The organism is Verrucomicrobiia bacterium, assembly GCA_019694135.1.
Lineage (GTDB): Bacteria > Verrucomicrobiota > Verrucomicrobiia > JADLBR01 > JAIBCM01 > JAIBCM01.
This window is the reverse complement of sequence record JAIBCM010000001.1, coordinates 298,500-323,547: the sequence shown is the minus strand read 5'-3', so window position 1 is coordinate 323,547 and position 25,048 is coordinate 298,500. Positions and strand designations below refer to the sequence as shown.

Below are 25,048 nucleotides of genomic sequence, written 5' to 3'. Positions count from 1 at the left end.
CACGACCATTTTGGGGTTTAATTCTTGGCAGTAACCAATTGTTGGACGAATTCTTGAGGTTATAACTATGAGTGTTAGTACTATTTTTCTGCGAGTGGCTAGGCTTATTGGTGACATTCGTGAAATTGGGCGAGTGTCTGAACAGGCAGCCGCTAATGTTAGTCGCGTTGCAAATCGGGCTTCTAAAATGCCACGTTATGCAGGGAAAAGCATCCAAAATACGCTTGCTCTAGCAGAAAGGGATATTAGGTTGGCTAGAGGCGCTGTGGTTGAAGCTAAAAAAATTAAAACAGAGGCTTATCAAGCCCTTGCTGATGCGCAATTGTCGGGCGAGCCCGCTGCTATAGAAGCCGCGTCAAACCTAACAGCATTAGCCAATCAGTTAGTTAATCAGACAACTCGTAGATTGGGGCAAGTTGAAATTGGTATACAAGCAGCTAAGGATATTCATCGTGGTGGTGGTGCTGCAGCCTTAATTGGCGGGCCACTTGTTTTGGAAAATCAAGAAGAGCCTGTCGATGCGTGGGATGTGATGGAAGCGCTATCTCCTGCTTCTCCTCAGGAAGTGTTGACGGGTATAGTGACGGGGCAACCCACACCTCTTATTAATACAGCAAATGCTGGTCTTCATTTTTTGGAAAATCCTCTCAGTCCCGTAATGGATACAGTAATTGAGATGGGGAGTGAGATTATAAAAGAGCATCAACCAACGGTAGCCGGAAATGCTGCTGTCAGGGGCAAACTTGTTCAAGAGGTGACAAATCAAGCTGCTGAAGCTGAATCCGCAAAGGCTTCAGTGTGGAATTTAGCGGAAGGCAATGGTTCAATTACCCCACAGAATGCCATGCCACAGAGGCCGTAAAGTGTTTACAGTGGTTGGCTTTCAGTTTTTTAGACCCTTTTTTAGAATTAAATGGGGCCAACGTTTTCGCCAAGCTTCAGGGGAGGCACAGGGACGGCCGGTTTTTAATTGGATGGTGGCTAGGGTTTGTTGACAACGGGTCATAAGCGTTTGCTCAGGGAGACGGGTTAGGGTGAAAGCAATTTGGAAGCTGGCACGTTTGAGTTGAATGAGTTGGCTATGGATTTGGAGAGTGTCGCCCAAACGGGCAGGGCGGAGATAATCGATTTCGGTTCGTGCGACAACGGGAACTTCTTCGCCTTGGGCCATTGTTTCTAAAGACCAACCCAAATGTTCTGCAAGGCGAGTGCGGGCTTCTTCAATCCACCTCAAATAGGCAATGTTGTGAACGACTCCTCCCGCGTCGGTATCATAATAATAGGCTCGTACGGAAATGGTGAGCTCGGGAGTTTCGGGTAGTGAATTAAGATCCATTAGCGAAAATTTAATCAAAGATTTTCAGTAAGCCAATGGAAATAGTGTAGCTTTTTGTGAGCTGGTCCTTTGTTATTTTTTAAGATATGTTCTTGACGAATGAAAAATTAAAAGCTAATAGCTAATAAAAAGGCGACTCCTCCGAAGAGAAGCCGCCCTGATGGTTAGGTAGGATTAGGAAATTATCGTAAGATGCAAATAGTCAGATCTTTAGGAGTCACATTAAGAATATTTAAGAGGTTGAGGTTCTTAATACCGATTTGAAGATCACCTTGTGCGTTGACTTCAACCAGCGGCAAGAGATTGTCAGTTAATCCAAATCCGTTGACCGATAAGATAATGTCACCGGGTTGAGTTATGTTTGGGATAACTGTTGACCAAAGTATTCCGCCTAAGATTGGGGGTGGTTCAATGTGAACATTAACTTTAAGAAGTTTATTAATGGTCAGGTCTCCAATTTTGACTGAACCATTTAAGTTAATATTGGAGTTAATATTAACTGTGGCATTGATGTCTAGGATGCCGGTGTCAGGTGTGATATTAGTGATATTATTATTTACAATGGTTGTGCCATTATTATAGGTAGAGCCACCGCTATTGCCGCAGAATTCTAATTGTGCGCCTAAACCCGACTCACGGGCCATGACTTGTAAAGCGCCGCGATCTAATGATAAAGCTAAGTTAATACTGGATTTGCCGGCAGCAGCTTGAGATTTGACTAAATCGGTGACATCTAACTTAAGCACGCCGCGCTTAGGCATAGGAATCGCTATACTTCTAACAGGCCCAACCCCATGAGGCGCAACTAAACTGCGTTCATTCCATGTTCCCGTGACTTCTAAGGCTGTTAGATTTTTGGCTCTACGGATTCCTTTAGTCTGCAATACAAGATTAATCTTGGGTGATGAAGCGATGGCATTATTTAAAGGAAATTCTAAATAAGCTTGGCTTTTGTGAGCAATGATTTTTACCGAAGACGATGCGCCTCGGACAAAAATACTATTATTGCGAATGGAGGTGTCTTTACTGCAGGGCACCAGTTCATAAGCTCGGCTTGAAGCCCCTACCATAACCATGGAGAGGGTTAATGCTATGAGGTGGAGGTTTTTATGTTTCATAGTTTTCCGTTTCTTTCTGTTGGAGGTTTTATTTTTTAGTTTGATATTACGAGGTAATGAATTATCCCAATAACTTCCTACCCATTTAGAATCTGTTTCATTTTTGTTCATTTATAATAAAAATATATTTAAATGTTAATTTTTAAGAAAATTATCTTAATTAAACAATTTTGTCAAATAAAATTACAAAATTTTTTAATTATTTTTATAAGTTATTTATTAATAAATAATTAAGATTTAATTTTTATTTTAAAATCATTCCCATTTTGCATGGAAAAAGCCGGATTTATCCACTCTTTCGAAAGTGTGTGCTCCAAAAAAGTCACGTTGTGCTTGGATTAAATTCGCAGGTAAACGCTCCCGTGTATAGCTTTCAAAATAATTGAGAGAGGCTGATATGGCAGGAACGGCAATTCTCTGGTCAATAGCCATTTTTACCACGTTTCGCCAGCTTGAGAGCCCTTTTTTCAATTCATCTTGAAAGGTTTTTGCGACTAAAAGGTTGCTGAGACTTATTTCTTCTTGAAAGGTTTGGCGTAGTCGATCGAGAAAAATCGCTCGAATAATGCAGCCACCCTTCCAAATTCTGGCAATTTCAGATAGATCTAATTGATACTGAAATTGTTCCGAAGCTAATTTTAACATGCTGAAGCCTTGCGCATAGGAACAAATTTTTGACAAATAAAGCGCTGCTTCGATTTGAGGAATCCACTCTTTACTATTTTCTCTGCTCTCGATTTGTCGAGGATAACATTGAGCCGCTTTTTGTCTTTCTTCTTTTTTCGCAGAAATGAGGCGGGCATCGACCGCCGCGGTAATAGTAGGAATTGATATGCCTAAATCCAAGGCGCTCATGGTGGTCCATTTACCCGTCCCCTTTTGTCCTGCAGAATCTACGATCAAATCTATAAGTGGCTTTCCCGAGCCTAAATCATCCTTGGCATTGACGACGCGGGCGGTGATTTCGATCAAATAAGAAGAGAGACGATCTTGATTCCATTTTTCAAAAAGCTGCTGAATTTCATCTAATGATAATCCCAAAGCGTGACGCAAAAGATCGTAACACTCAGCAATAAGCTGCATATCGCCATATTCAATGCCGTTATGAACCATCTTTACGAAATGGCCGGCGCTTTTGGCTCCCACATAAGTTACGCATGGACCAGAATCAGTTTTAGCGGCAATTTTTTCTAAAATCGGTTGTAGCGATTCATACGCGGCGCGATCGCCTCCGGGCATTAGGCTAGGGCCATTGAGTGCTCCTTCTTCGCCTCCACTCACTCCCATACCAAAAAAGTGAATGCCATGACCTTTCCAAGTTTCATAACGCCGATCTGTATCGGTATAAAGCGAATTACCACCGTCAATCACCACATCGCCTGGTGAAAGTAAAGGTACTAACTCTTCTAAAACCGCGTCCACTGCGCGTCCCGCTTTTACCATAAGCAAAATACGACGGGGTGCACTAAGAGATTTCACTAATTCTTGTAGCGTGGACATGCCAGAAATGGCTTTGCCCTTAGCGCGGTCCTGTAAAAAATCCTCCACTTTCGAATAAGACCGATTGTAAACCGCAACCGAAATTCCGTTACGCTCCAAATTTAAAATCAGGTTTTCACCCATTACTCCTAAACCAACTACAGCAAAATCTTTCATGTTTTTTATTCTTCCTATTTTTTTCTATGGCAGGATAAGAAAAATTGTTTATCAAGCAAGGCCGTGTTTACAGAAATTAAAAATTTGTTATCAACATACTAATGAAAAAAACCATTGCCCTGGTTGGTCGCCCGAATGTGGGCAAGTCGTTGCTCTTTAATCGGCTCGCTCGAAGAAACCTTTCCCTCGTGCACGATCGACCGGGTGTCACGCGCGATCGACTCGTAGCGGATTGTCTTTGGCAAGGTCGCACCTTGACTTTGGTTGATACGGGGGGGATAGGGCTTGAAGACGCTTCCGGTTTTTCCGAAGCTATTCAGCAAGAGGCGGAGTTGGCCATTACCATGGCCGACCTGATTTTTTGGGTAGTGGATGGTCGAGCGGGGTTAACGCCGTTGGATCAGGAAATTGCTGAAATTTTGCGAAGAGAAGAAAAAAACGTTTTTCTAGTGGTTAATAAAATGGACGATCCCAAGCAAAATTTTTATGAGAACGATTTTTTAAAATTAGGCTTTTCCCCAACGATTGCCATTTCTGCTGCTCATGGTCGGGGCGTTACTGAATTAATGACACAAGCCCTGCACGCTTTGCCAGAAAATGAAGATAATGAGAAAAAAAATTCTTCTTCTTTTAGTAATGCGATCAAAATTGCTTTCGTAGGACGCCCCAACGTTGGCAAATCCTCGTTAATTAATGCCACGCTGAAAGATAGTCGAACACTCGTGAGTGAAATTCCGGGCACGACACGAGACGCGATTGAAGTGCCTTATTTTAGAAAAAATCGACCTCAACAACCTTACCTCCTGATTGATACCGCTGGCATGCGACAGAAACGTCATCTTTCCGATGAACTGGAGCGGCAAATGACCGCGCGCACCGCTCACACCATTCAACGAACCGATGTATGTTTGCTGGTTATCGATGCCGACCGAGGAATCACTGAACAGGATAAAAAAATTGCCGGCCTCATTCAAAAAGCCAAAAAGCCGTGTCTCATTATTGTTAACAAATGGGATTTAACACGCGGCATAAAATGGGAAGATCCTTCTTTGGTTTCGCAAGGTCGCGCTCCTAAAAAAACGTTAACTTTCCAAGAAGCCTTTCAGCAAGCCATTCATCAACAGCTTTTCTTTCTTTACGACGCTCCGATTATTTTTGTGAGCGCCTTAGAGAAAAAAGGATTGAACCAATTATTTGCGGCGATTGATGATTTAATCAAACGCTCGCAAGCGCCCATCGCCACCGGCCCTTTAAATCGAACTCTTCAAAAACTGATCCAGCGCCACCCCCCGCCACTGCGCCAGGGCAAACGATTTAAAATTTTGTATGTAACCGCTGTTAATCCAACCGCAACCATGAAGCCACCCACGTTTTTAGGGTTTTGCAATGACCCTCAGTTGCTTCTGCCGAGTTGGCTAACATTTTTGGAAACTCATCTTCGAAAAACATTTCATCTTGATGGTTTGCCTTTGATTTGGCAGTGGAAAAGTCGCAAGAGCCATGCTAGCGTCGCCACACAAACTAAAAAGATGAGAAAAAACAATGAACGCCTGTGAACTGTTCCAGTGGATGCCCGGGAGCAAAGCATCAGAAATTTTAGATTATTTGCATCAAAATAATAAATTGCTTTATCGTGAATTGCTTCATTTGTTAAGCAAAGCTCATGGTACCCGCCTTCCTGTGATTCAACAAATGCCGCGCACGGAACGTAATCCCAAGATCATGACTGTGTTGCAATTGCCCACCTCGTTGCCGCTTTCCTTTCGTTGTTTATCCGAGTGGTTGCTTGGAGAAAAAAATGGGTTACTCACCGATTTTTTGAATGAACTTCATATTGAACATCAAGCTGGATGCGTCGAAAATTTTCCTGCCGAACCGGAAAAAGCGATTTTAGAAAAAGCGATGAACAACCTTTTTGCTGGCCATCCTAAAATTGATGTTTTGATTTATCTTCACGCTTTTAATTCCATGCCAGAAACGCAATGGAAAAGGTTGGATGAACTTTTGGCGGGACAGACGGTTTCAGAATCAGCCGCCTAAAGCGCCGCCAAACCAACGATTGATATTTTTCAAAGCCCAAAATCCCAAGCCCACCAGCAAAGTGGCGCCGAGAATCATCCAGATTTTATAAGAAACCGGTTGGAGCACAGAAGCCGGAGTCGCAATGAAAAAGGGGTTACCTTTACCAAGCACGTGGCCAGTCTCGTCCACTTGCCAAATGGAAAAGGCATAGCTCCATTTCGGGCGTAAACGATCCACGAAAAATCCTAGCGAATCGGAATCTAAACGTTCGCAAGGCACATCTTCCAACCATTGCCATTGTTCGATCACACGACTCTTATCCGCGTTCCATTGCCATTTATTTTGATAAAGACGAAACAGAGCGGGATCTTCGCGGGATTTCCATTTGATTAAAGCTTTTTCCGGTTCCACCATTTTCTGATAAAGACCCGTTAACGCTAATAGGGGTTCTGAAGAAATGATGTTTTTTTGAAAAGGGAGCGCTGCGACTGAGGAAAAAGAATCGCCAAAAAGGGGTGAAACCTGATTCGTGCTATGAGAAAGAAAACTTTCCGCAAGTAAGGGAAAAGATTGAGCGCGTCCCGTTTTTTCTTCAGTAAAAATTATTTTTTCCTGAAATTTTTTTTGATTCAGGGGACGAAAAATGACTTCTACAACTTGTGTTTTGCCTGCCCCAACTTCAAAACGTTTCGTGGGCAAATAAAAAGGGTCGAGAGTTTCGACTTTTCCCAGCCAAGTCACCTCCCCGCGATTGGCAATCAACAGATTGTTAGTGAAAATTTTTTGATCGAGATTTCTTTTCCCAAAATCAGACGATGAGATCATTTCCAATTTTGTTTCACGCAAACTTTTCAACTGAGTTTGCGCTATGGCATGATGAGGAGCGGATTGGGCGATGATTTTGCCTTGAAAAAAACCGGGAGCTAGCGGGATGGCTTGAATAGTGAGTTCCTTAGCGCTTTCACCCGCTATCGTTTCAAACTCTTTTTCCGTGTGAAAAGGAGGATCCAATACTAAAGAAACGCGCTTTATTTTTTTTCCGCGATTGAAAAGTTTTATTTTCCCCGTGAATGGCTCATTCTGCGCGTGAGTTCCTAAGTCCAATATTTCAGGGAAAAAAGCCAAAGGCGAAAGGGCAGTCGCTTCCAAGCGATAATGAAGTTGCGGAGAAAAGCTGAATTGAAGTTGAGCTTGATAAACGCCTGCTTTTGGGGGTTGACATTGGATGATGATTTTTTTGCGTTCGTTGGGACTCAATGAATAAAGGGAGTCTGATAATGAAAAAGGAGGCGCAATTGTTAACACGCCTTTTACGGGTACTTCACCGGAGTTAAAAAGAAAAATTTCTTGGGAAGAAGATTGCTCAGCTATAATAGAACCAAAATTCAATTCGGTTTTGGGTTCGATGGTCAATTGAGGCTGTAAAATTTGAATTTTAGCCACGCCTGAAACGACAGCGTCATCACTCCGCGCTTCGAACGCAAAGGTGTCGACTGAGGTATTGTTATCGCCCGAGTGAGTGTAAACTACCGTTGCGCGATCGAACTGGGCTTGTCTGGGAAATTGCTGCAGTTGGGTTAGCACGCCATGTTGGGGAGGGGCAGCGATGACAAAACTGAATTCTTTTTTGGAAAAAGAAAAAGGACGATTTTTTCGTTGATCTTGAAGGGTTAAAGTGATGGCGACCGAACCATTTGCCGGCACTTTAGCAGGAGAAGCTGAAGCCAATAAAATCTCGGGCTGTTTCAACTCTGCAACTGCCTGAGATGCAATCAAAAGATAAAAAACAAAAACTAACCGCATCGATTGCACTGTAGGGTAAACGCCATACTTGCCAAGTTTTTGAGAAAAATAGGCAATTTAAGATTAGGAAAAATTTGACAAAGTTTGTTAATGGGGTTTCATTACTTGAAAATACACAAAAAAGGAAAATTATGGCAAATGCGATGAGTGGAAGAGATATTGCTCGAGGGGCCAGGATTTTCCAAGCTGTGATAGCAGCTCGTGATGCGAGAAAAGCCGCTCGGTTAATGAGCGAGGCAGTGGGTGTGGTTAACGTAGCTCGTCGAGCAAGAGGGCTAGTCGCTTTTTTCAGTCGCAGTACAAGAACCAAGCAAGCTTGTCAAAAGGCTTCTCAAGCTTTTGACGATTTGACGAGAAAATTGGAAGATGCTGGAAATAAAGCAAGAGCTGCTTTTACTGAAGCAGCAGAAGAAGCTAAAACTGTTGTGCATCCGAGTAAAGTTTCTGATGAGCAAATGATCGGGTTTCGAGCAGGCGTGGAGGCACGTGACGGAGCGCGAGCGGACATGCTGGATTCTAACGAAAAGAGTCGTGGAGCCATAGCACAAATTGAGCGAGCGAGAACTTTTGCTTTAGATGCCGCTGCTAAATTTGAAAAAGCGGCTAAAAGTGGACTTGCAGAGGATTTTGCTGAGGCTGAAGCAGCAGCAGCCGCTGCTTTGAAAGAAGCGGAATGGGCTAATACTGCTGTTGAGACTGCTGCTAACACTCTTAGAGTGAGTCGTGGCGGTGAAGAGATTAGTGGTCTTGTAGGAGGAGTTGGTGTTGCAGAGGTTGCGGAACATGAAAAGCAGGAAGCGGCTGAAGTTTTCAATCCGTTTGGCGCTGTGGTTCCTCCTGAAAAGCAAGATCAATGGATCGATGGACTAGTTGTGCCTGCTGTGATTCAAGGCGTAGTAGCTTATGAAACTTCTATCGAAGAAGCCAGAGTTGGCGATGATGGAAGGGGAAGTGCAAAATTAAAAGCGCCGCCACAACATGAACCGCTTCCTGAAGTGTGTTGTCCCTTGCCTTCTTTAACTTCAGAAAATCCAGAAAAACCTTTTGTTCCTAGCGTGCAAGGCGCCAGTGATGAAGTTTGGTCCGTGGCTGCGGGGAAACAGCAGTCGGTGGAGGCTTTTACTGAGGATTCTTCAATTGCGGAAGAACTTTCGATGCCTATTTCTAGGTAAAAGAAGTAAATTTTTTGGTGATACCCATTCCGTGGTTTATCCCAATCAAAAAGGCAATTCCAAGTTGTTTCGGAGTTGCCTTTATGGTTTTAATAATTTGAAAAATTAAAACTAACCTCTCCTTGTTACTAACGGTGTAGCAAGATTGATCATAAATTTTGTGAAGGAAATAGGTGTTTTGGGATGGTTAAGGGTTCGGGCTAAACTTAATTTGACAAAAGCTTCAACTCAGGTTTTATTACTTTAATCTTTATGAAAATTAAAAATCAAGGGAACGATTATGGGCGGGAAAAATAGAGTTCTAAAAGCGATAGGCGATTGGTTGGAGGCTCGGCGTCAAGCTCAGCGTCAGGTTCGTGCGGAACGATTAGCAACTACGAATGAACAGCGCCGATTGTTAGCTTTAGAAAGTCTTCCTTACGCGTCTGAGGCAGCTGCTGAAGCTGCAAATTTTGCTTCTACTTTGACTCAGAGTTTTGAATCTTTATTAGGCAGGCTAAAGCCATTAGTTGAAAATCGTCATTATAGATTGGCAGATAACATTAAAGGCAATAAACCCCTTCAAATAGAAATCGATCGATCCCTCGATTCTTTAAAAGAAGTGGCTCAAAGTTCCGTGGATGCTTCTAAAAATTTATTAGAGCTCGCTAAAAGAACAACTGAAATTCCTGAAGTGATTGAGGCGGCTACTCAAGCGAAAAAAGCAGCAGATAAGGCTTGGCAGGCAGTGGCTAACGCCAAAGCTAAATTTGAAGATATGTTGAGTGCGGAGAGGGAGCTAAACCCTGAAGATTTTATACGATCTGCAGAACGGGCTGTGGCTGAACTTAAAGAGGCTGAAAGAGTGGTGAGGGAAGCCAATCAGAAAATTATGACAGACCCTAGATTGCTGGCTGGTTTTACTGCACCTGTTTTGACTGGAGATGATAGTGAAAAAAAAGCAACTTCTGGAGAGGCTACTTGGAATACCATCGCGGATACGACTTCTTTAGCGGTTGAAACGGTTGTTATGCCGGTTTTAGACACAGCTGCGCCTGTTCTTGATGCGGTCGATGCCGTTAAAATTGGAGCATTGAATAGAACTGGTTTTGTGGCGACTGGCGGTCAGATTAAGAATGCGGGTGAAATTGTGGATAAAGCGGAAGGGGATGCTATTGGAAAAGGGGTGATTAAGCCTTTAGGCGTTGTAGTTGATAAAGGGATTAAACCTGCGGTAGTGGGAACTGTCGATAATGCCATAGCTCCTGTTACTGATTCTCTAGTTAAGATTCCGGGTCAGGTGGTTAATCCTATCATTAATTTAGTAAACCCAACTCCAGGGAAAATTGTCATTGAAGATAAGCCTGCTCGAGAATTAAAGTTTCCTTCTTATTCTCATGTTCCAGATCAGAAGCCTTCTGTTCCACGCGAAGGTACCAGTGATGAAGTGTGGGCAGCGGCTGCGGGGAAACAGCAGTCGGTGGAGGCTTTTACTGAGGATTCTTCTATGGGGCCAGCATCTTCCATGTCTATTGGAAGATAAAAAATAATAAGTTTTTGGTGATATCCATTTCCGTGGTTTATCCCAATCAAAAAGGCAACTCCAAGTTGTTTCGGAGTTGCCTTTACACTTTTAACCGAATGTGGTGACTTATTAAAATTGAAGGTTAAAACTGATAAGCCACATTGAAAGATAGGGTGTGTTGTGTGCTTTGATCGTTATTGAAAGCGTTGTTAGCGTCATCGGCGCTTGCAACATCCAAACGATATTCGATTCGGGTTAAGAGATTTTCCCAAATGTCGAATCCAGCGGTGAGGGTCCAACTATAAAGATCAGTTTGCGAAGTGTAGATAGGAGAATCACGGAAATCGAAACCGTCTTCAAACGAATCAACCACTTTGGCTGTGCCGTCGCTATCATGAAGATATTCCGCGCGTCCAGCCAAGCTGAAAACTTTGGTAAATTGGTATTTGGCATAAAGTCCGATGCCCCAGAATGATGCGTTGTTTTCAGAGCTATCGGCGGCAAGATAATTGTCTTGGGTGAAACCGATGACGGAATCAAAAGCGAGTTTCAATTTGTCGTTAAACATCTTGGGTTTCCAACTTCCAAACATGTTGAAGATAAGCGCTTGATCATTTTCCACAAACGTTTCTTCACCATCGACTCGAATCGGAATACCGTAATTAGCTGTGCCTTCTGGAGCGTAGTAAAAACCTAATGCTAAATCGGCATTTTCTCCAGGGGAAGTCATGCAAATTTGACCTGAAATCGATTTTGAAACGTCGGAGTTATCGTAAAATCCGCTATCGTCCCCATCGGTGTTGGCAAAGCGTAAAGTGGCGCATAGCCAATCGGTGAAAGAGTAGGAAATATCGATGCCCGTATCAGGTCCCGTGTAGGCATAAGTGTAAAGGAGGCCGTAAGAAAAGTTATCATTAGCGGGACGTTCGTCCAATTCGTAGCCAAGTAGAGCAACCATTTTCCCGAAACGAAAGTCGAGGCCGTTGCCAATGGGAGCGCGAAATTGCACGTAAGCCTGTTGCACGTTAACACCACTGACCTCCGTGCCATCTTGCCAGTCTTCACCCATCAAAAGATCGACGCGAAAACCTGCAGCAAGCTCGTTTTCATCGGGAAGCGCTTTTTCTAAAGCAAGTTTGACTGCATTAACGCTGAAATCTTGGCTGTCGCTGCCGACTCCAGAAACGTCAGTAACAGGTCGACCTGTTCCGGAAGAGGTCCCGCCTCCATTAAAATTGTAGGTGTAGCTGGTATCGACGTAACCACTTAAGACAATACCTTTTTGAGAAGTTTCGACATATATTCCCTGATCTTCAATCGCAGCTTCAAGTTCTTTAATTCGTTTATCAGTAGGATCTTCTGCAGCATGAGTAAAATTGATAGTAAGGGTTAAAACAACTAAATTGAGAATGAGTCTTAATTTCATATTATTAACGTGCTATTGAATTTTGTATTTTCTGTCAACACTTTAATTATCAACAAGTGCCTAGTCTTAAGTAACGACTAAAAACGATAACAGATAAAGAAAATAAAGAAGTAGAAATAAAAAATTGGATGTTAGCTAACTAACATCCAATTTTTTTATGATTAGATGAATTTCTCCGTTAAGTTGTATAGGTGATCTATAGAAAAGCCTAACTGCTGAATGCTTAATTTGGTTAAGCTAACAGCGAATTTATTAAAATTGGTAAGCCATGTTGAAGGACAGCGTATGCTGTGTGCTTTGATCGTTGTTAAAAGCATTGTTGGCATCATCGGAGCTTGCAACATCCAAACGATATTCGATTCGGGTTAAGAGATTTTCCCAGATATCGAATCCCGCAGTGAGGGTCCAACTATAAAGATCGGTTTGTGATGTATAGATAGGGGAATCACGAAAATCGAATCCGTCTTCGAAAGAGTCTGCCGCTTTGGCTGTACCATCGCTGTCATGAAGATATTCCGCACGTCCAGCCAAGCTGAAAACTTTGGTGAATTGGTATTTGGCATAAAGTCCGATGCCCCAGAACGAGGCGTTATTCTCAGAGCTATCTGCGGCGAGATAATTATCTTGGGTAAAGCCGATTGCGGCATCAAAAGCTAATTTTAACTTATCATTAAACATTTTTGGCAGCCAACTTCCATACATGTTAAAGATAACAGCTTGATCATTTTCAATGAAAGTTTCTTCACCATCAACTCGAACGGGCACGTTGTAATTGGCGGTGCCTTCTGGAGCATAATAGAAAAGCAAAGCAAGATCAGCATTTTCGCCGGGAGCTGTAAAATTGATGGAGCCTGAAATTGATTTGGACACGTCGGAGTTATCATAAAAACCACTATCATCACCATCGGTGTTGGCGAAGCGCAGGGTTGCACTCAACCAATCGGTAAAGGAATATGTCATATCAATCCCAGTATCGAAACCAGTGTAAGCATAGGTAAAAAGCAAGCCGTAAGAAAAGTTGTCATTGGCGGGTCTTTCATACGCTTCATAACCCAAGAGAGGGATCATTTTTCCGAAGCGAAAATCTAAGCCATTACCAACAGGAACACGAAATTGCACATAAGCTTGTTCGACGAAAACGCCTGTTTCTGTGCTGTCCTGCCAATCTTCACCCATCATCAGATCAATGCGAAATCCGGCTGCCAGTTCATTTTCTTCGGGCAAGGCTTTTTCCAGTGCAAGTTTTACAGCATTGAGACTGAAATCTTGGCTGTCGTTACCAACTCCAGAAACGTCAGTGATCTCTTTTCCTCCAGCAGAAGTGCCCCCACCATTGAAATTGTAGGTGTAGCTAGTGTCGACATAACCGCTCAACACGATGCCTTTTTGCGAAGTTTCAACGTAGATGCCTTGATCTTCAATCGCAGCTTCGAGTTCTTTGATTTTTTTTTCGGTAGCTTCTTCACCGGCATTGACAGAAGAATGACACAATGCGAAGGCCAAAGCTCCGCTTAGGAGATTTTTTAATTTCATGTGATTTTTCCTTATTTTTCCTTAATCCTTAATTGGGCGATTTACCCTAGCAAAGGGTTAAAATAACATTTTTGTTTTGTCAATTAATTTTTATTAAGATTTATAAATGGTGCATTTTCATGTGTTTGTTCATAAGCGCGATTTTTTATTATCTGCCGTTTATCGCTTGTCACTAATTTATTATTTAAGCTTGAACAATTAGCAAAACTCCCCATTCTCCTGCCCAATTTAGTGAATGAAATAAAATGAAGGTAAGATTCCCATGAAAGAGATTTTGATTCAATATCCGATGACAGTTGCTTTGGCCCTTGGAGGAGTAAGTCTTTTAGCAGCACTTGTTCTAATTCGTATGATTTTGCGGGCGGATAGTGGCAATGCACGTATGCAAGAGATTGCCACGGCAATTCAGGAGGGAGCTTCCGCTTATTTGCATCGTCAGGTGATGACCATTAGCGTGATTGCGATTTTGATTTTTGTTTTAGTGTGGAATTTTCGCAACATGCAAACGGCTATCGGGTTTTTAATTGGCGCAGTTTGTTCTTTGATGGCGGGTTACATTGGGATGACGATTGCGGTGCGCGCGAATGTGCGAACGACGCAAGCGGCTTCGAAATCGATTCATTCTGCGTTGAAAGTTTCTTTTAATGGTGGCGCGATTACGGGTTTGCTTGTTGTGGGTTTGGCTCTTTTGTCTGTGGGAATTTTTTATCATTTCATGTTGAAACAAACGGGTGATGTGAAATTGGCTTTGGACGCTTTAGTCGGTTTGGCGCTGGGTAGTAGTTTGATTTCGGTTTTTGCCAGGTTAGGTGGAGGAATTTATACAAAAGCTGCGGATGTGGGTGCGGATCTAGTGGGGAAAATTGAAAGCAAATTGGAAGAAGATGATCCTCGTAATCCTGCCACGATTGCTGATAACGTGGGCGATAATGTGGGAGATTGCGCGGGGATGGCCGCGGACGTTTTTGAAACTTATGCAGTAAGTTTGATTGGTGCAGTTCTCATCGGATTTCTGACTGTGGATAATCCGGCAGCCTTGATGTTTCCGTTTTTATTAAGCGGTCTTTCCATCATTGGTTCAATTTTAGGCATAGCTTTTATTAATTTATTTAAAGGAAAACCCGCCTCTCTTTTAACCGGCGGGGTTTTAATTAGCGGGCTGTTTTCTGCGATTCTTTTTTGGCCGATTACGCACTATCTTTTTCCGAATGGCTTAGCGATTAATGGAACGGTAAAAAGTGCGACTTCCCTTTATTATGCTTCATTGGTCGGTATTGTGATGACATATGTTGTGGTTTTAATAACGAACTATTATACTTCCACGCAATATGATCCCGTGCGTCGTATTGCGCGTTCTTCGGAAACGGGTCACGCTACGAATATCATTACGGGTTTGAGTGTGGGTCAGCATGCTACAGCGTTGCCGGTTGGATTTATCGGTATTGCGATTCTGTTTTCCTATCATTTTGCGGGTCTCTATGGCATTGCGATTGCTGTGGTAGCGATGTTAAGTTTGGCGGGTATTATTATTTCGTTAGATGCGTTTGGTCCGATTACGGATAATGCGGGTGGTATTGCGGTGATGGCTGCCTTACCGAGCGAAGTAAGAACTGTGACGGATGAATTGGATGCGATCGGTAATACGATGAAAGCCGTGACAAAAGGTTATGCAATTGCTTCAGCGGGTTTGGCGGCGTTGGTTTTGTTTGGTTCTTATGTGGAAGAGTTAAAAGCTGTTCTTTCTGGGAATGCTCATTTTATGGATACGTTGCAATTTTCATTAAAAGAGCCGCAAGTCATTATTGGCTTATTTATCGGTGGATTACTTCCTTTTATGTTTACTGCTTATAGTATGGACGCTGTCAGTAACGCAGCGGGTGCAGTCGTTCGCGAAGTGCGTCGTCAAATTGGAGCGAAACCCGGCATTTTAACAGGTGAAGAAAAACCTGAATATGGTCAATGCGTTGACATTGTAACCAAAGCCGCTTTGCGTCAGATGATTTTACCCGCTTTATTGCCGCTTATTTTTGTTATTGGAGTAGCAGCGATTCCAGCTTTGGGGCCAGTAGTTCTCGGTGGTGTTTTAGTTGGCACGATTGTTACGGGCCTGTTTATTGGCATTGCCATGACTTCTAGCGGTGGCGCATGGGATAATGCTAAAAAATATATCGAACTTGGTAATTACGGCGGCAAACATTCTCCCGCTCACGCGGCTAGTGTGACAGGTGACACGGTTGGCGATCCTTATAAAGACACCGCGGGGCCTGCTGTGAATCCGATGATTAAAGTCGTTAATATTGTCGCGATTTTAATTATTCCGATTTTCTTTAAGTAAAAAACGAATACCTGATTTAGAACAATTGAAAGTGGTTTAGGTCTCTAAAATAGAGAATTAAATCAGTTGGATTAAATTCCTAAATGAACTGTTGGCTTTTCTTGCCAAGAAGTATCAACAGGGTTTTGAGTTTTCTGCAAGACCTCATCAATTCTTCTTCTTGCATTGTTAATAGTGGAAGGAGCCTCATTGTTGTTGTCTAACGCTTTGCCTAAACTTTCAACTCCTTTAACGCCTATATCAATAGTAGCATCGATAGAGCGAGTTGCTTCACCCAAAGCTTCTACTACTTCCATCCCATCTCTCGTTTTCAAAACGGGTGCCACAGCATTTTCCATTACGAATTTAGCAGCTTGCTCTTCGTTAGCTAGGGCTTGATGACCGGTGTTTGGGAGCAAGCCGCCAGTTAATAAAGCGTTTTTGGTTGAGACTACTGTAGCAAGACCTTTATCTATAGTGTCCATAGCATCCCCAACCGCTTCCAATCCTGTAGCCACATATGGAGGAGGTTCTTCAGGCTTTTCTGATGCGGAACCGCTAGCTTGAGTTCCAATGCCTGCTGCAATACCCGCACCCTGATATATTCGATCTTCCCCTTCGATAACAACCTGTGTCATAATTCGAGTGTTATAAACAACAAGTTCTTTTGTTGACTCCTGAGCAGCTAATCCAAGTTCGTTAGCTTGATCCATTTTGGTGAGCAAACTATTTATGATAGCCTCGGCCTGTTCAATATTTGCAGGAGAGTTTAAATCCATTTTCGCAACAGCATCAAATGCACAATGAGCTTCTGCTTGGACTGCTAAAACTGCGTTATCATAGGAGGAATATATACTGAATGAATCATCAATTTCTTTTAAGGCTTTACCTTTTATAAAGGGGTCTGTTAAGGGGACGTCTAAATTTTCTTCCCAAAATTGTTTAAGAGCTGTATGAGCATCATTAGAATTCGCACTGATATTTCCACGGTGATAGGGATTTCCTTTTTCTATTTCTTGTATGGTTTTTAGCAGCTCATCTTTTAAAGACCCTATATCAACTTCGCGAAAGGAAGTGCTTTTTTCCCTGGATTTTGCGGCCTTAAAAAAACCTTCTGATGCACTCCACAAGGAGTCATGGGCGGCTCGGGCGGCTTTAACTGCTTTTGCGTGGATTATCTCAAGGCGATCCCCATAGTAGGCACTTCGAACGATTGGGTTGATCTTTCCTAAAGAGCGCTCTGTTTCGGCAGAAATCCTAGATGCAGCTTTTAAATCCCATCTTACTGTACTAAACTTTGCCCTGTGCCCCTCTAATACTTGATCAATAGCGGCATAGCCTTCTGTCCGAAAAGTTGTTACGCGAGCTGTAAGTGCCGTCGGGGAGAGTCTCATGATACGACCCCGTTTGAAAACTGTTTTAATTAAATCCTTGAAAAGACCCATATAGCTTAAAGTTAATTAATAATAACTCTTAATTAAATCTATTAAACAGGCTTTGTCAAATGATGATTAGGCTGTTATTTAGTCTTAAAACACTTCCGGCAAGCCTTCGTTTAACATTCGAATTTGAGAAAGAGCGCCTTGTTTCACGGCCGCTCGCAATAAACGCTCGGGCGGCTCATGAAAGGGTTCATAACTCATGCGATAAGTCCCAAAATGCATGGGAATTAAGAGTTTTGCTTTTAAATCATCCAAGGCCTCGATTGCTTGCTCAGGAGAAATATGGACGTCACGACCGGAGGGTGGATCGTAAGCGCCAATGGGCATGAGAACAATCTCCGGTTTTAATCGTTCTCCGATTTCTTTGAAGCCTTCGAAATAGGCGGAATCGCCCACGTGATAAATGGATCGGTCATGATAACGAATAACATAGCCTCCGAAACCCCGATGGGTGTCTGCTAAAAACCGCGCACCCCAATGTTTTGCAGGAGTAAAGGTAATTTCCAGACCATCATGTTGCCAGGTATCCCACCATTTCATTTGGTGAATGAAATGGAAACCCATATTTTCCACTAAACCGCTCACGCCGGCGGGAACGACGATAGGTTGCTGGTCAGCAATCTGTCGCAAACTTCGACGATTCAGATGATCAAAATGAGCGTGGGTAATTAAAACTAAATCAATATTGGGCAAATCATCGATATGAAATCCGGCATGACGCAACCGACGAATGACTGCCAGCCAATTGGCCCAATTGGGATCAATGAGCAAATTGTGGTGAGGAGTTTGAATGAGAAAAGAAGCGTGCCCAATCCAAGTAATCCCAATTTGTCCTGTTTTAAGTTTAGGAAAAATGGGTTTTTGTCTTTGGCCTAATCGACGAGTGAATAAAGAAGGCAACAAAACTTCGGTAATAAAACTGCGTTGTTTCTTTTTTCTAACAGTCATGGTTATAATGCTAGCATGAGAATTCGCGGCTTGCGTAAAGTTTTTTTTCGCGACAACTTTATAATAGTCTATGATTAATGCCAAACCAGAATTGCGCCAGCACCTGCGCCAAACTCTTCAAGGTGTCACCATCGAGCAACGTCAACAATGGTCGCAGCAAGTTGCCAGACGACTCTTTGACTTGCCCGAAGTTCGAAAAGCTGACAAATTTCTTCTTTTTGCGCCTTTACCAGAGGAAATTGATACACAGCCCATTTTCCTTCAACTACGCGAAATGAACAAACAGGTCGCTTTCCCTTTTGTTGGTCCGCAACAAGTTGATATGCATTGCATGTGGGTGGAAGCATGGGAAGAGTTAATGCCTAATTCGCTCGGTTTTCCTGAACCACCTTTTGATCAAGAAAAAGAAGCGGCTCCGGAAACTCTGGAAATTATTCTAACGCCTGGCTTGGCATTTGATCGTCGAGGACATCGTTTGGGACGGGGTAAGGGTCATTTTGACCGTTTTTTTGCTAGTCGGGCTCCCCAAGCATTTCGCATTGGCCTTTTTTATTCGGTTCAAGAGGTTGATCTTTTGCCCGTAGACATCTGGGATTTTCCTTTGGATATGATTCTAACTGACCAAGAAATCATTAGAATTATTCACGTTCATGAGACTGCTGCTGGTTGATGGTCATTACTATGCCTATCGCGCTTTTTATGCGATTGCGCATTTGCATAATTCAAAAGGAGAAGCGACTAACGCTGTTTTTGGTTTTATCAAGGCGATTCGACGCATGACCCAGGAGTTGAAGCCTGATCTAGGAGCGATTGTGTTTGATTGTGGTGTGCCAGAATGGCGTTTGAAAATTCAGCCGGAATATAAAGCCAATCGTAAAGAAACGCCGGAAAGTTTGGAGGCACAATTACCGACTATTTATCAACTCACTGAGCTTCTGGGCTACCATCTACTTTGTATCCCGAACCAAGAAGCCGACGACGCGATTGCGACTTTAACGCGTCAAGTTGCGACCGAAGCCGAGGTAATTTTAGCAACCAATGATAAAGATCTCATGCAACTCGTTGATGGCTCGGTTTCGATTTATAGTCCTGCAAAATCAACGTCAGGCGAAGCTTATCAAATTCTTAAATCCCCCGAAGTTATCGCGAAATGGGGAGTGCCGCCAGAAAGGATAGGGGATTTGCTAGCATTGACTGGTGACGTGTCTGACAACATTCCCGGAGTGCCTGGGGTGGGTCCGAAAACGGCTGCGGGTTTGATTTTGCAATTCGGGAGTCTAGAAAATTTGTTGCAAAACCTTACACAGATCAAATCAGAAAAAGTTCGCAATTTAATTGACCAATATCGCGCTCAAATTCTTGCCAATCGCGAAATGGTGCGACTCGATCACGCCGTTCAAATTCCAACGGATTGGCGCACCTGGAAAATTCAACCGCGTTGGGAACAACTCATTGAAAAATTAAGAGAATTGGAATTTCGCACGCTGCTTAAAGAATACGAACAGGAATTTGCTCAACAAAAAGTTTTAGTTCAAAAAGAATTATTCTAATCTTTTTCCGTTTTCCATCGTTTCACAAGATCATGCGAAACATTCAAATGATCCAGAACTCTTGCCACCACCGTGTCTGCGACCTCCAAAATCGTTTTTGGTTTTCCGTAAAATGATGGAATGGCCGGTAACATAATCGCCCCAGCTTCCATGACTTGCACAACATTTTTTGCGTGAATTAAATTCCACGGCGTTTCGCGTGGAACCAAAATAAGTTTTCGTTTTTCCTTTAAAAAAACATCAGCCGTCCGCGCAATGGTACTATCGGAATAACCAAACGCAATGCGACCCAACGTGCCCATCGAGCAAGGGATAATCACCATGGCCTCATAAGGAGCTGAGCCACTGACGAAAGGCACTTGCATGGTGCGATCGTTGTGAGTCGAAAATTTTTTAGGAATTTCTAGTTGTCCAACTTCGGCCAATGCCACTTCTTCAGCGTGCGAGCTTAAAACTACATCCACGTGGCAGTCGGTTTCAGCTAAGCAAGCGAGTAAGCGTTGCGCATAAAGCGAACCGCTTGCTCCAGTGATGGCAATAACGATTTTCATGTGAGTAGGGCCAAGTTAGGAATACGTTGGAAATCGGAATCGCGCGTGTAAAGAACCATTCGATGTTGAATCGTTAATGCGGCGATCCACACATCATTAATCGGAATCATTTGTTTCGTGGCTTGTAAATGCGCGGCAATCCGACCGTAGTGATGAGTTGTATCTTCATTGGGTGAGGCGACCTCCACACGTCGTTGATTAAGAAATAAAGCTAAATTGCGTTCATTTTGTGCGCTTCGTGAAGTACGATAAAATCCAGCGCGTAATTCGGCCAATACAATCAAAGGGACGACAATGACCTCAGCGCTTTCCAATCGTTCGACCGCTTCGCTTACACCGCGTGCAAAGTCGATGTAACGATTTGTGTCTAGTGCCAGAATCATTGCCAATCCCGTGGATCTACTACTCGTTGTGCGGCTAATGCCTCATCAAACTCGGGATCCTCTTGCCACTTGCCAGCAAGTGGTCGCAGATCACGATATTTGACAGATTGAGTGCCAGCTTTGAGCGTGGCTTCGGACAGTGCTGCTAATGCAGTTTCATTTAAGCTCATACCTGTTATTTCTGCTGTTTCCCGCAATACATGATCCACTTCGGGCGGGACGCCGCGAATGGTGTATTGCTGTGAGGGTTTATGCAGCTTATGTTTTTTACCTTTCTTCATGCCTACACTATAATGTATTCATGTAGGCATGTCAATAGGCATTATTTGTTTTTAAGTTTTTTTAATAATTGGGCTGCTTTTTCTTCGATTTCTTGGGGTAGACGACATTTTTCTGGCCAGCCTCGTTGATAACCTTCAGCCGGTAGTTTCGTAGTGGCATCGAAGCCCATATGCGATCCGATATTTGCTACAGCGGGTGCATGATCTAAACTATCCGAAGGATTTTTTGTGATTAAACTGTCGCGTTGGGGATCAACATTGGCCATCCAATGAAAAAGCACATCCGAAGTGTCATGCACATTGACGTCGTGATCCACGACAACAATAAATTTACTAAACATCATTTGACCCATACCCCAAAGTCCGTGCATGATTTTGTAGGCTTGATGCGGATATTGTTTTTTTATGCTGACAAAAACTAGATTATGAAAAACGCCCTCGGCAGGCAGAGCAATATCGACAATTTCAGGGAAATTCATTTTTAAAATCGGCAACAAAATGCGCACGCTTGTCGTGCCCAAATAAAAATCTTCCATCGGCGGCTTGCCAACAATGGTCGCAGGATAAACGGCGTCGTTGCGATGCGTAATCGCTGTAACATGAAAAACTGAGTAGCGATCAATCGGCGTATAAAATCCGGTATGATCGCCAAAGGGTCCTTCATCGCGCATTGGCTCTTTAGGATCCACATAACCTTCAATCACAAAATCTGAATCGGCGGGCACTTCTAAATGATTAGTCTCGCATTTAATCATCGGGACTGATTTTTGTCGTAAAAAACCGGCTAACAAAATTTCATCCAAACCATCGGGTAGGGGCATCGTTGCAGCAAACGTATAAATCGGATCGCCTCCTAAACAAACCGTTACAGGCATGCGCTCACTACGCTCAAAATAACGTTTTCCATGACGCGCAGCCACTTTATGCAGTTGCCAATGCATGCCCGTGGTTACTCCATCAAAAACCTGCATGCGATACATTCCAATATTCCGATCACCCGTGTCAGGATCTTGCGTATAGACCGTTGGCAACGTAATAAATGGCCCGCCATCTTCCGGCCAACATTTTAAAATAGGCAAATGGGTTAAATTAAATCGCTTTAAATATTCACCGCGATAAATTACATCTTTGCAAGCACCCTTCGAAACGTGGTTTGGTTTTGCATGTAAAACGCGAATGCCGCGCTTAATTAATTCCCACGTTTCCTGCCAACTTTTGGGCGGTTTTGCTTTTAATAAAAATGCGATTTCGTCTGCGATCATATCGGGCTGCTTTCCGCCCAAAGCTGAAACCATCCGTGCGTGTGAGCCAAAACTGTTAATGGCAACAGGAAACTGCGATTTTTCGCCACTACTTAATTTTACATTTTCTAAAAACAACGCTTTGCCGCCTGAAGGCTGTTTCATTTCATGATCCGCTAATGCCGTAATTTCTAGTTCGCAAGAAACGGAATCGGTAATACGCAACAATTCCTTTTTTTGTTCGAGCGTTTCTAAAAAACTCCGCATGCCATCAAAAGCCATAATTTTGAGTATGAAAGGAAAATCGTAAGAATTCCAGCTAACTCGTTAATTTCTGGTTTGCTTCTCTCGAAGATAAATTTATCTTAATCCATCTTAGGAAGGGTGGCAGAGTGGTCGAATGCGCACGCCTGGAAAGTGTGTTTACCCAAAAGGTAACAAGGGTTCGAATCCCTTCCCTTCCGCCATAGATTAACTATCTCAATATGTCAGCATCTCTTAAATCTTTTAAAACGGTAGATGAATATATCAAAGCCACTCCTAAAAAAGTTCAAAAGCTTCTTAAGGAAATAAGACGAACTATAAAAAGAACGGTACCTCAAACAATTGAGGCGATAAGCTATCAAATGCCTACATTTAAGTTGAATAATAAAAACTTAGTTCATTTTGCAGCTTTTAAAAATCATATTGGTTTTTATCCTTCTCCCTCGGGAATTCGAGCTTTTGAAAAAGATTTGCAGCCATATAAAAGCGGAAAAGGCTCCATTCAATTTCCTTTAGATGAAGTCATTCCTTATGATTTAATTCAAAAAATAGTTGAATATCGAATAAAAGAAGTGGAAAGAAATTTGAAGGTCAATAACTAAGCACCCATTTTAGAAGAAATCAATTTCTCAAAATCAGCTACGGTTCCTTTATCCAAGCAACATTGAATGATGGTTTTTCCTAAAGGATTAAGATCCGGTTCCAAAAAATCTTTAAGATGTTGCTCAAAGAAATCTCGTAATTGATTGGCGCCAATATCATAAGCGGTTTCGCCGACTTCGGGTTGAGTGTCGACTTGTAAAAACCAGCGAGGAATCATAATGCCTTCGACATGGAGTTCATGAAGCGCATAGCCTAAGAGAGAGCATCGCGCAGCTCGAACTTTGTCAGATCGAAATGGGGCATGGCCGCGCCGGGCTAAATATTCGCGAGCGATCCATTGTGGAACAAAGCCGACTCGCCAAGCGCCAACATGTTGATTAGGACAAAGAATGTGCAGCATGTTGGTGTGCGTGCAAAATTGATCTAGTAACAAGTTGGCATGATTGACTTTTCGACCTGTAGCAAAAGACCAATAAGAGCCTACGCCCTCACTGCTCATGCCTTCTGTCTGAACAATGCTGGGGTTTGCATAGCCGCGTGGCGCTACCAATCGCCACAACCAACTGAGAGCTGGTGGCAAAATATGAAAAAAACCAAGGATGCCATAACTGGGTTTTTCGCGAGTGCAGGGCGGAGTACGCACTCCGAAACTTCGGATGTCCACGCTAACAGGTTGACTAACGACTCCGGGATAAATTTCACGTGGAATAATAACTCGCGGATTGGGGCAAGGTTGACCAGGCGCATCGAGGGTGGGTTCCCACAACATGGCGCGAGAATCGGGCACGGCATCGATATTTAAAAACAAAAGAGGAACGGGTGGTTGAGTTGTTAACCGTTCGAGTGGTAAATCGGTTCCATATTGATCGATATGATTCACTCGGACAAACCAAGCATTTTCTGCATCTTGAACCACGAGCTTACCTTTGTCCGATTGCAATGAAGGATGGCACAGTGCCATGTCATCGGTTACAGGCATAAGATCGCAGGATCGTGCTATGGTTAAATATCGACGTTCTGAAGTCATGATATTTTTTCCAAGAAGCAGTCGACCGTCCGCTTCACGATGAGCTTGTTCTAACATTTCACTTTTACCACCGCCACTCGCACCTTCATGCATGAAAGTAACCACATTATCGTAAGGAGTAACGACTTGAACGGTTGAGCAATGGGCGGTGATCCATTGTTCGCGTTCACCCAAACCTAATAAAGCGCCATAAACACCTTTCTTAGCACTGGGACCAGGATAAAGATTATAAGAAAAAAGTTCATGCAAGTCGGTGGTGCGGTTATGAACCACGACTTGTTGCCCTTCAAAATGAGTGTGACGAAAAGGAGGAGCCACATAAATCACGCATTGAGGCGAAAAATTCGATGAAATTTTTTCGTAAGGCACAATGCCTTGTAACAAAGCCAACCCAAACGCAAAAAAACCAGCATTCTCAGGCATGATTACCAGAGCATTCATTCCAATGCCCTCACCGCCAGCAACAAATCCGAATAAGATGAGGGGTTGTGTTTTGAGCCAAGCAAAAGTTTGTTCGCGTATGGGCGCAAAATCTTTTTCCCATTTTTCACGAAAAGTTGGTTTATCTGTGGGTTGATTATCACCAATGACGAGACAATCTGGTTCACGTCGGCGCATGTAAGGTTCGTTATAATTAGCGCTTAATCCGTTGCGGACGCGCGCTACCGTTGCTTCCACGATTCGCCCTTTTCCTTCTACTTCATACGCAACTTCAAACTGATTGTTAGTCGGGTTGCCACATGCTAAATCGAGAAGTTCCGAGGGTGAGCTGGCGATGGTTAAACGTGGACAGCTTTTTAGAATGACTGCTGCATCGGATGGAGGATGATAACGACCCCAATCAGGTTTGGTTTTAGAGTCCGTCATGATAAAT

General features: G+C 43.1%; 22 protein-coding genes and 1 tRNA gene. 10 read left to right on the top strand and 13 right to left on the bottom strand.

All coding sequences use genetic code 11. From position 1 onward, the window contains the following. The first annotated feature begins 67 nt into the window (after positions 1-67). Entirely contained in the window at positions 68-862 is a 795-nt protein-coding gene (locus K1X66_01580; GenBank protein ID MBX7157066.1) for a hypothetical protein, read from the top strand. A gap of 21 nt (positions 863-883) precedes the next feature. On the opposite strand, the gene K1X66_01575 is transcribed toward K1X66_01580, so the two are convergent. The 3 genes from K1X66_01575 to gndA form a co-directional block, all read right to left on the bottom strand. After that, positions 884-1,336, bottom strand: coding sequence for an acyl-CoA thioesterase (locus K1X66_01575; protein ID MBX7157065.1), 453 nt, complete (start codon positions 1,334-1,336; stop codon positions 884-886). Between the two features lie 182 nt (positions 1,337-1,518). Further along, entirely contained in the window at positions 1,519-2,454 is a 936-nt protein-coding gene (locus K1X66_01570) for a hypothetical protein (protein MBX7157064.1), read from the bottom strand. A 255-nt stretch (positions 2,455-2,709) separates the two neighbouring features. Further along, positions 2,710-4,110, bottom strand: a complete 1,401-nt coding sequence (gndA, locus tag K1X66_01565; protein ID MBX7157063.1) for an NADP-dependent phosphogluconate dehydrogenase — start codon at positions 4,108-4,110, stop codon at positions 2,710-2,712. 101 nt (positions 4,111-4,211) lie between these two features. Here gndA and der point away from each other — a divergent pair, with 101 nt between their 5' ends. Next, the gene (der, locus tag K1X66_01560) at positions 4,212-5,666 is read left to right on the top strand and encodes a ribosome biogenesis GTPase Der (GenBank protein ID MBX7157062.1); all 1,455 of its coding nucleotides are present in this window, start codon (positions 4,212-4,214) and stop codon (positions 5,664-5,666) included. Beyond that, positions 5,653-6,150, top strand: coding sequence for a hypothetical protein (locus tag K1X66_01555; protein MBX7157061.1), 498 nt, complete (start codon positions 5,653-5,655; stop codon positions 6,148-6,150). Before der ends, K1X66_01555 begins: the two co-directional genes overlap by 14 nt. On the opposite strand, the gene K1X66_01550 is transcribed toward K1X66_01555, so the two are convergent. Then, a complete protein-coding gene (locus K1X66_01550; GenBank protein ID MBX7157060.1) occupies positions 6,139-7,935 on the bottom strand; it encodes a hypothetical protein in 1,797 nt (598 codons plus the stop codon). The two genes, K1X66_01555 and K1X66_01550, sit on opposite strands and share 12 nt — an antisense overlap. Positions 7,936-8,066: 131 nt before the next feature. On the opposite strand from K1X66_01550, the gene K1X66_01545 reads away from it, so the two are divergent. Next, positions 8,067-9,107: a hypothetical protein gene (locus K1X66_01545; protein ID MBX7157059.1), complete on the top strand. Its 1,041-nt coding sequence runs from the start codon at positions 8,067-8,069 to the stop codon at positions 9,105-9,107. Positions 9,108-9,387: 280 nt separating this feature from the next. Continuing rightward, positions 9,388-10,629, top strand: coding sequence for a hypothetical protein (locus K1X66_01540; protein MBX7157058.1), 1,242 nt, complete (start codon positions 9,388-9,390; stop codon positions 10,627-10,629). Positions 10,630-10,753: 124 nt separating this feature from the next. Here the strand turns inward: K1X66_01540 and K1X66_01535 are convergent, their stop codons facing one another. Beyond that, positions 10,754-12,037, bottom strand: coding sequence for a porin (locus K1X66_01535; GenBank protein ID MBX7157057.1), 1,284 nt, complete (start codon positions 12,035-12,037; stop codon positions 10,754-10,756). Between the two features lie 252 nt (positions 12,038-12,289). Beyond that, positions 12,290-13,570: a porin gene (locus K1X66_01530; GenBank protein MBX7157056.1), complete on the bottom strand. Its 1,281-nt coding sequence runs from the start codon at positions 13,568-13,570 to the stop codon at positions 12,290-12,292. A gap of 262 nt (positions 13,571-13,832) precedes the next feature. Here K1X66_01530 and K1X66_01525 point away from each other — a divergent pair, with 262 nt between their 5' ends. Continuing rightward, on the top strand, positions 13,833-15,905 hold the full coding sequence (locus tag K1X66_01525; GenBank protein ID MBX7157055.1) for a sodium-translocating pyrophosphatase: 2,073 nt from the start codon (positions 13,833-13,835) through the stop codon (positions 15,903-15,905). Positions 15,906-15,976: 71 nt separating this feature from the next. On the opposite strand, the gene K1X66_01520 is transcribed toward K1X66_01525, so the two are convergent. Both K1X66_01520 and K1X66_01515 read right to left on the bottom strand, forming a co-directional pair. Next, on the bottom strand, positions 15,977-17,329 hold the full coding sequence (locus K1X66_01520; GenBank protein ID MBX7157054.1) for a hypothetical protein: 1,353 nt from the start codon (positions 17,327-17,329) through the stop codon (positions 15,977-15,979). 84 nt (positions 17,330-17,413) lie between these two features. Continuing rightward, positions 17,414-18,274 carry an MBL fold metallo-hydrolase gene (locus tag K1X66_01515; GenBank protein ID MBX7157053.1) on the bottom strand — a complete coding sequence of 287 codons (861 nt, stop codon included), beginning with the start codon at positions 18,272-18,274 and terminating at the stop codon, positions 17,414-17,416. A 70-nt stretch (positions 18,275-18,344) separates the two neighbouring features. Here K1X66_01515 and K1X66_01510 point away from each other — a divergent pair, with 70 nt between their 5' ends. Continuing rightward, positions 18,345-18,944, top strand: coding sequence for a 5-formyltetrahydrofolate cyclo-ligase (locus K1X66_01510; GenBank protein MBX7157052.1), 600 nt, complete (start codon positions 18,345-18,347; stop codon positions 18,942-18,944). Further along, on the top strand, positions 18,925-19,824 hold the full coding sequence (locus K1X66_01505) for a flap endonuclease (protein MBX7157051.1): 900 nt from the start codon (positions 18,925-18,927) through the stop codon (positions 19,822-19,824). Before K1X66_01510 ends, K1X66_01505 begins: the two co-directional genes overlap by 20 nt. Here the strand turns inward: K1X66_01505 and K1X66_01500 are convergent. The 4 genes from K1X66_01500 to K1X66_01485 are packed head-to-tail and all read right to left on the bottom strand — an operon-like array spanning position 19,821 to position 22,562. Continuing rightward, a complete protein-coding gene (locus K1X66_01500; GenBank protein MBX7157050.1) occupies positions 19,821-20,375 on the bottom strand; it encodes a UbiX family flavin prenyltransferase in 555 nt (184 codons plus the stop codon). The genes K1X66_01505 and K1X66_01500 overlap by 4 nt on opposite strands. After that, positions 20,372-20,758, bottom strand: a complete 387-nt coding sequence (locus tag K1X66_01495; protein ID MBX7157049.1) for a type II toxin-antitoxin system VapC family toxin — start codon at positions 20,756-20,758, stop codon at positions 20,372-20,374. Before K1X66_01495 ends, K1X66_01500 begins: the two co-directional genes overlap by 4 nt. After that, a complete protein-coding gene (locus K1X66_01490; GenBank protein MBX7157048.1) occupies positions 20,755-21,039 on the bottom strand; it encodes a hypothetical protein in 285 nt (94 codons plus the stop codon). Before K1X66_01490 ends, K1X66_01495 begins: the two co-directional genes overlap by 4 nt. 41 nt (positions 21,040-21,080) lie before the next feature. After that, positions 21,081-22,562, bottom strand: coding sequence for a menaquinone biosynthesis decarboxylase (locus tag K1X66_01485; GenBank protein MBX7157047.1), 1,482 nt, complete (start codon positions 22,560-22,562; stop codon positions 21,081-21,083). A 96-nt stretch (positions 22,563-22,658) separates the two neighbouring features. Here K1X66_01485 and K1X66_01480 point away from each other — a divergent pair. Together K1X66_01480 and K1X66_01475 are read left to right on the top strand one after the other, a co-directional pair. After that, positions 22,659-22,747: transfer RNA gene (locus K1X66_01480), tRNA-Ser, on the top strand. Positions 22,748-22,765: 18 nt separating this feature from the next. Further along, on the top strand, positions 22,766-23,146 hold the full coding sequence (locus K1X66_01475) for a DUF1801 domain-containing protein (GenBank protein ID MBX7157046.1): 381 nt from the start codon (positions 22,766-22,768) through the stop codon (positions 23,144-23,146). Here K1X66_01475 and K1X66_01470 read toward each other — a convergent pair. After that, positions 23,143-25,041: a DUF4914 family protein gene (locus K1X66_01470; GenBank protein ID MBX7157045.1), complete on the bottom strand. Its 1,899-nt coding sequence runs from the start codon at positions 25,039-25,041 to the stop codon at positions 23,143-23,145. The two genes, K1X66_01475 and K1X66_01470, sit on opposite strands and share 4 nt — an antisense overlap. Positions 25,042-25,048 lie beyond the last annotated feature (7 nt).

Excerpts from the sequence above, each read along its gene's own strand:
- K1X66_01580 (MBX7157066.1), top strand. The coding sequence starts at position 68 with ATGAGTGTTAGTACTATTTTTCTGCGAGTGGCTAGGCTTATTGGTGAC.
- K1X66_01575 (MBX7157065.1), bottom strand. The coding sequence starts at position 1,336 with ATGGATCTTAATTCACTACCCGAAACTCCCGAGCTCACCATTTCCGTA.
- K1X66_01570 (MBX7157064.1), bottom strand. The coding sequence starts at position 2,454 with ATGAAACATAAAAACCTCCACCTCATAGCATTAACCCTCTCCATGGTT.
- gndA (MBX7157063.1), bottom strand. The coding sequence starts at position 4,110 with ATGAAAGATTTTGCTGTAGTTGGTTTAGGAGTAATGGGTGAAAACCTG.
- der (MBX7157062.1), top strand. The coding sequence starts at position 4,212 with ATGAAAAAAACCATTGCCCTGGTTGGTCGCCCGAATGTGGGCAAGTCG.
- K1X66_01555 (MBX7157061.1), top strand. The coding sequence starts at position 5,653 with ATGAACGCCTGTGAACTGTTCCAGTGGATGCCCGGGAGCAAAGCATCA.
- K1X66_01550 (MBX7157060.1), bottom strand. The coding sequence starts at position 7,935 with ATGCGGTTAGTTTTTGTTTTTTATCTTTTGATTGCATCTCAGGCAGTT.
- K1X66_01545 (MBX7157059.1), top strand. The coding sequence starts at position 8,067 with ATGGCAAATGCGATGAGTGGAAGAGATATTGCTCGAGGGGCCAGGATT.
- K1X66_01540 (MBX7157058.1), top strand. The coding sequence starts at position 9,388 with ATGGGCGGGAAAAATAGAGTTCTAAAAGCGATAGGCGATTGGTTGGAG.
- K1X66_01535 (MBX7157057.1), bottom strand. The coding sequence starts at position 12,037 with ATGAAATTAAGACTCATTCTCAATTTAGTTGTTTTAACCCTTACTATC.
- K1X66_01530 (MBX7157056.1), bottom strand. The coding sequence starts at position 13,570 with ATGAAATTAAAAAATCTCCTAAGCGGAGCTTTGGCCTTCGCATTGTGT.
- K1X66_01525 (MBX7157055.1), top strand. The coding sequence starts at position 13,833 with ATGAAAGAGATTTTGATTCAATATCCGATGACAGTTGCTTTGGCCCTT.
- K1X66_01520 (MBX7157054.1), bottom strand. The coding sequence starts at position 17,329 with ATGGGTCTTTTCAAGGATTTAATTAAAACAGTTTTCAAACGGGGTCGT.
- K1X66_01515 (MBX7157053.1), bottom strand. The coding sequence starts at position 18,274 with ATGACTGTTAGAAAAAAGAAACAACGCAGTTTTATTACCGAAGTTTTG.
- K1X66_01510 (MBX7157052.1), top strand. The coding sequence starts at position 18,345 with ATGATTAATGCCAAACCAGAATTGCGCCAGCACCTGCGCCAAACTCTT.
- K1X66_01505 (MBX7157051.1), top strand. The coding sequence starts at position 18,925 with ATGAGACTGCTGCTGGTTGATGGTCATTACTATGCCTATCGCGCTTTT.
- K1X66_01500 (MBX7157050.1), bottom strand. The coding sequence starts at position 20,375 with ATGAAAATCGTTATTGCCATCACTGGAGCAAGCGGTTCGCTTTATGCG.
- K1X66_01495 (MBX7157049.1), bottom strand. The coding sequence starts at position 20,758 with ATGATTCTGGCACTAGACACAAATCGTTACATCGACTTTGCACGCGGT.
- K1X66_01490 (MBX7157048.1), bottom strand. The coding sequence starts at position 21,039 with ATGAAGAAAGGTAAAAAACATAAGCTGCATAAACCCTCACAGCAATAC.
- K1X66_01485 (MBX7157047.1), bottom strand. The coding sequence starts at position 22,562 with ATGGCTTTTGATGGCATGCGGAGTTTTTTAGAAACGCTCGAACAAAAA.
- K1X66_01475 (MBX7157046.1), top strand. The coding sequence starts at position 22,766 with ATGTCAGCATCTCTTAAATCTTTTAAAACGGTAGATGAATATATCAAA.
- K1X66_01470 (MBX7157045.1), bottom strand. The coding sequence starts at position 25,041 with ATGACGGACTCTAAAACCAAACCTGATTGGGGTCGTTATCATCCTCCA.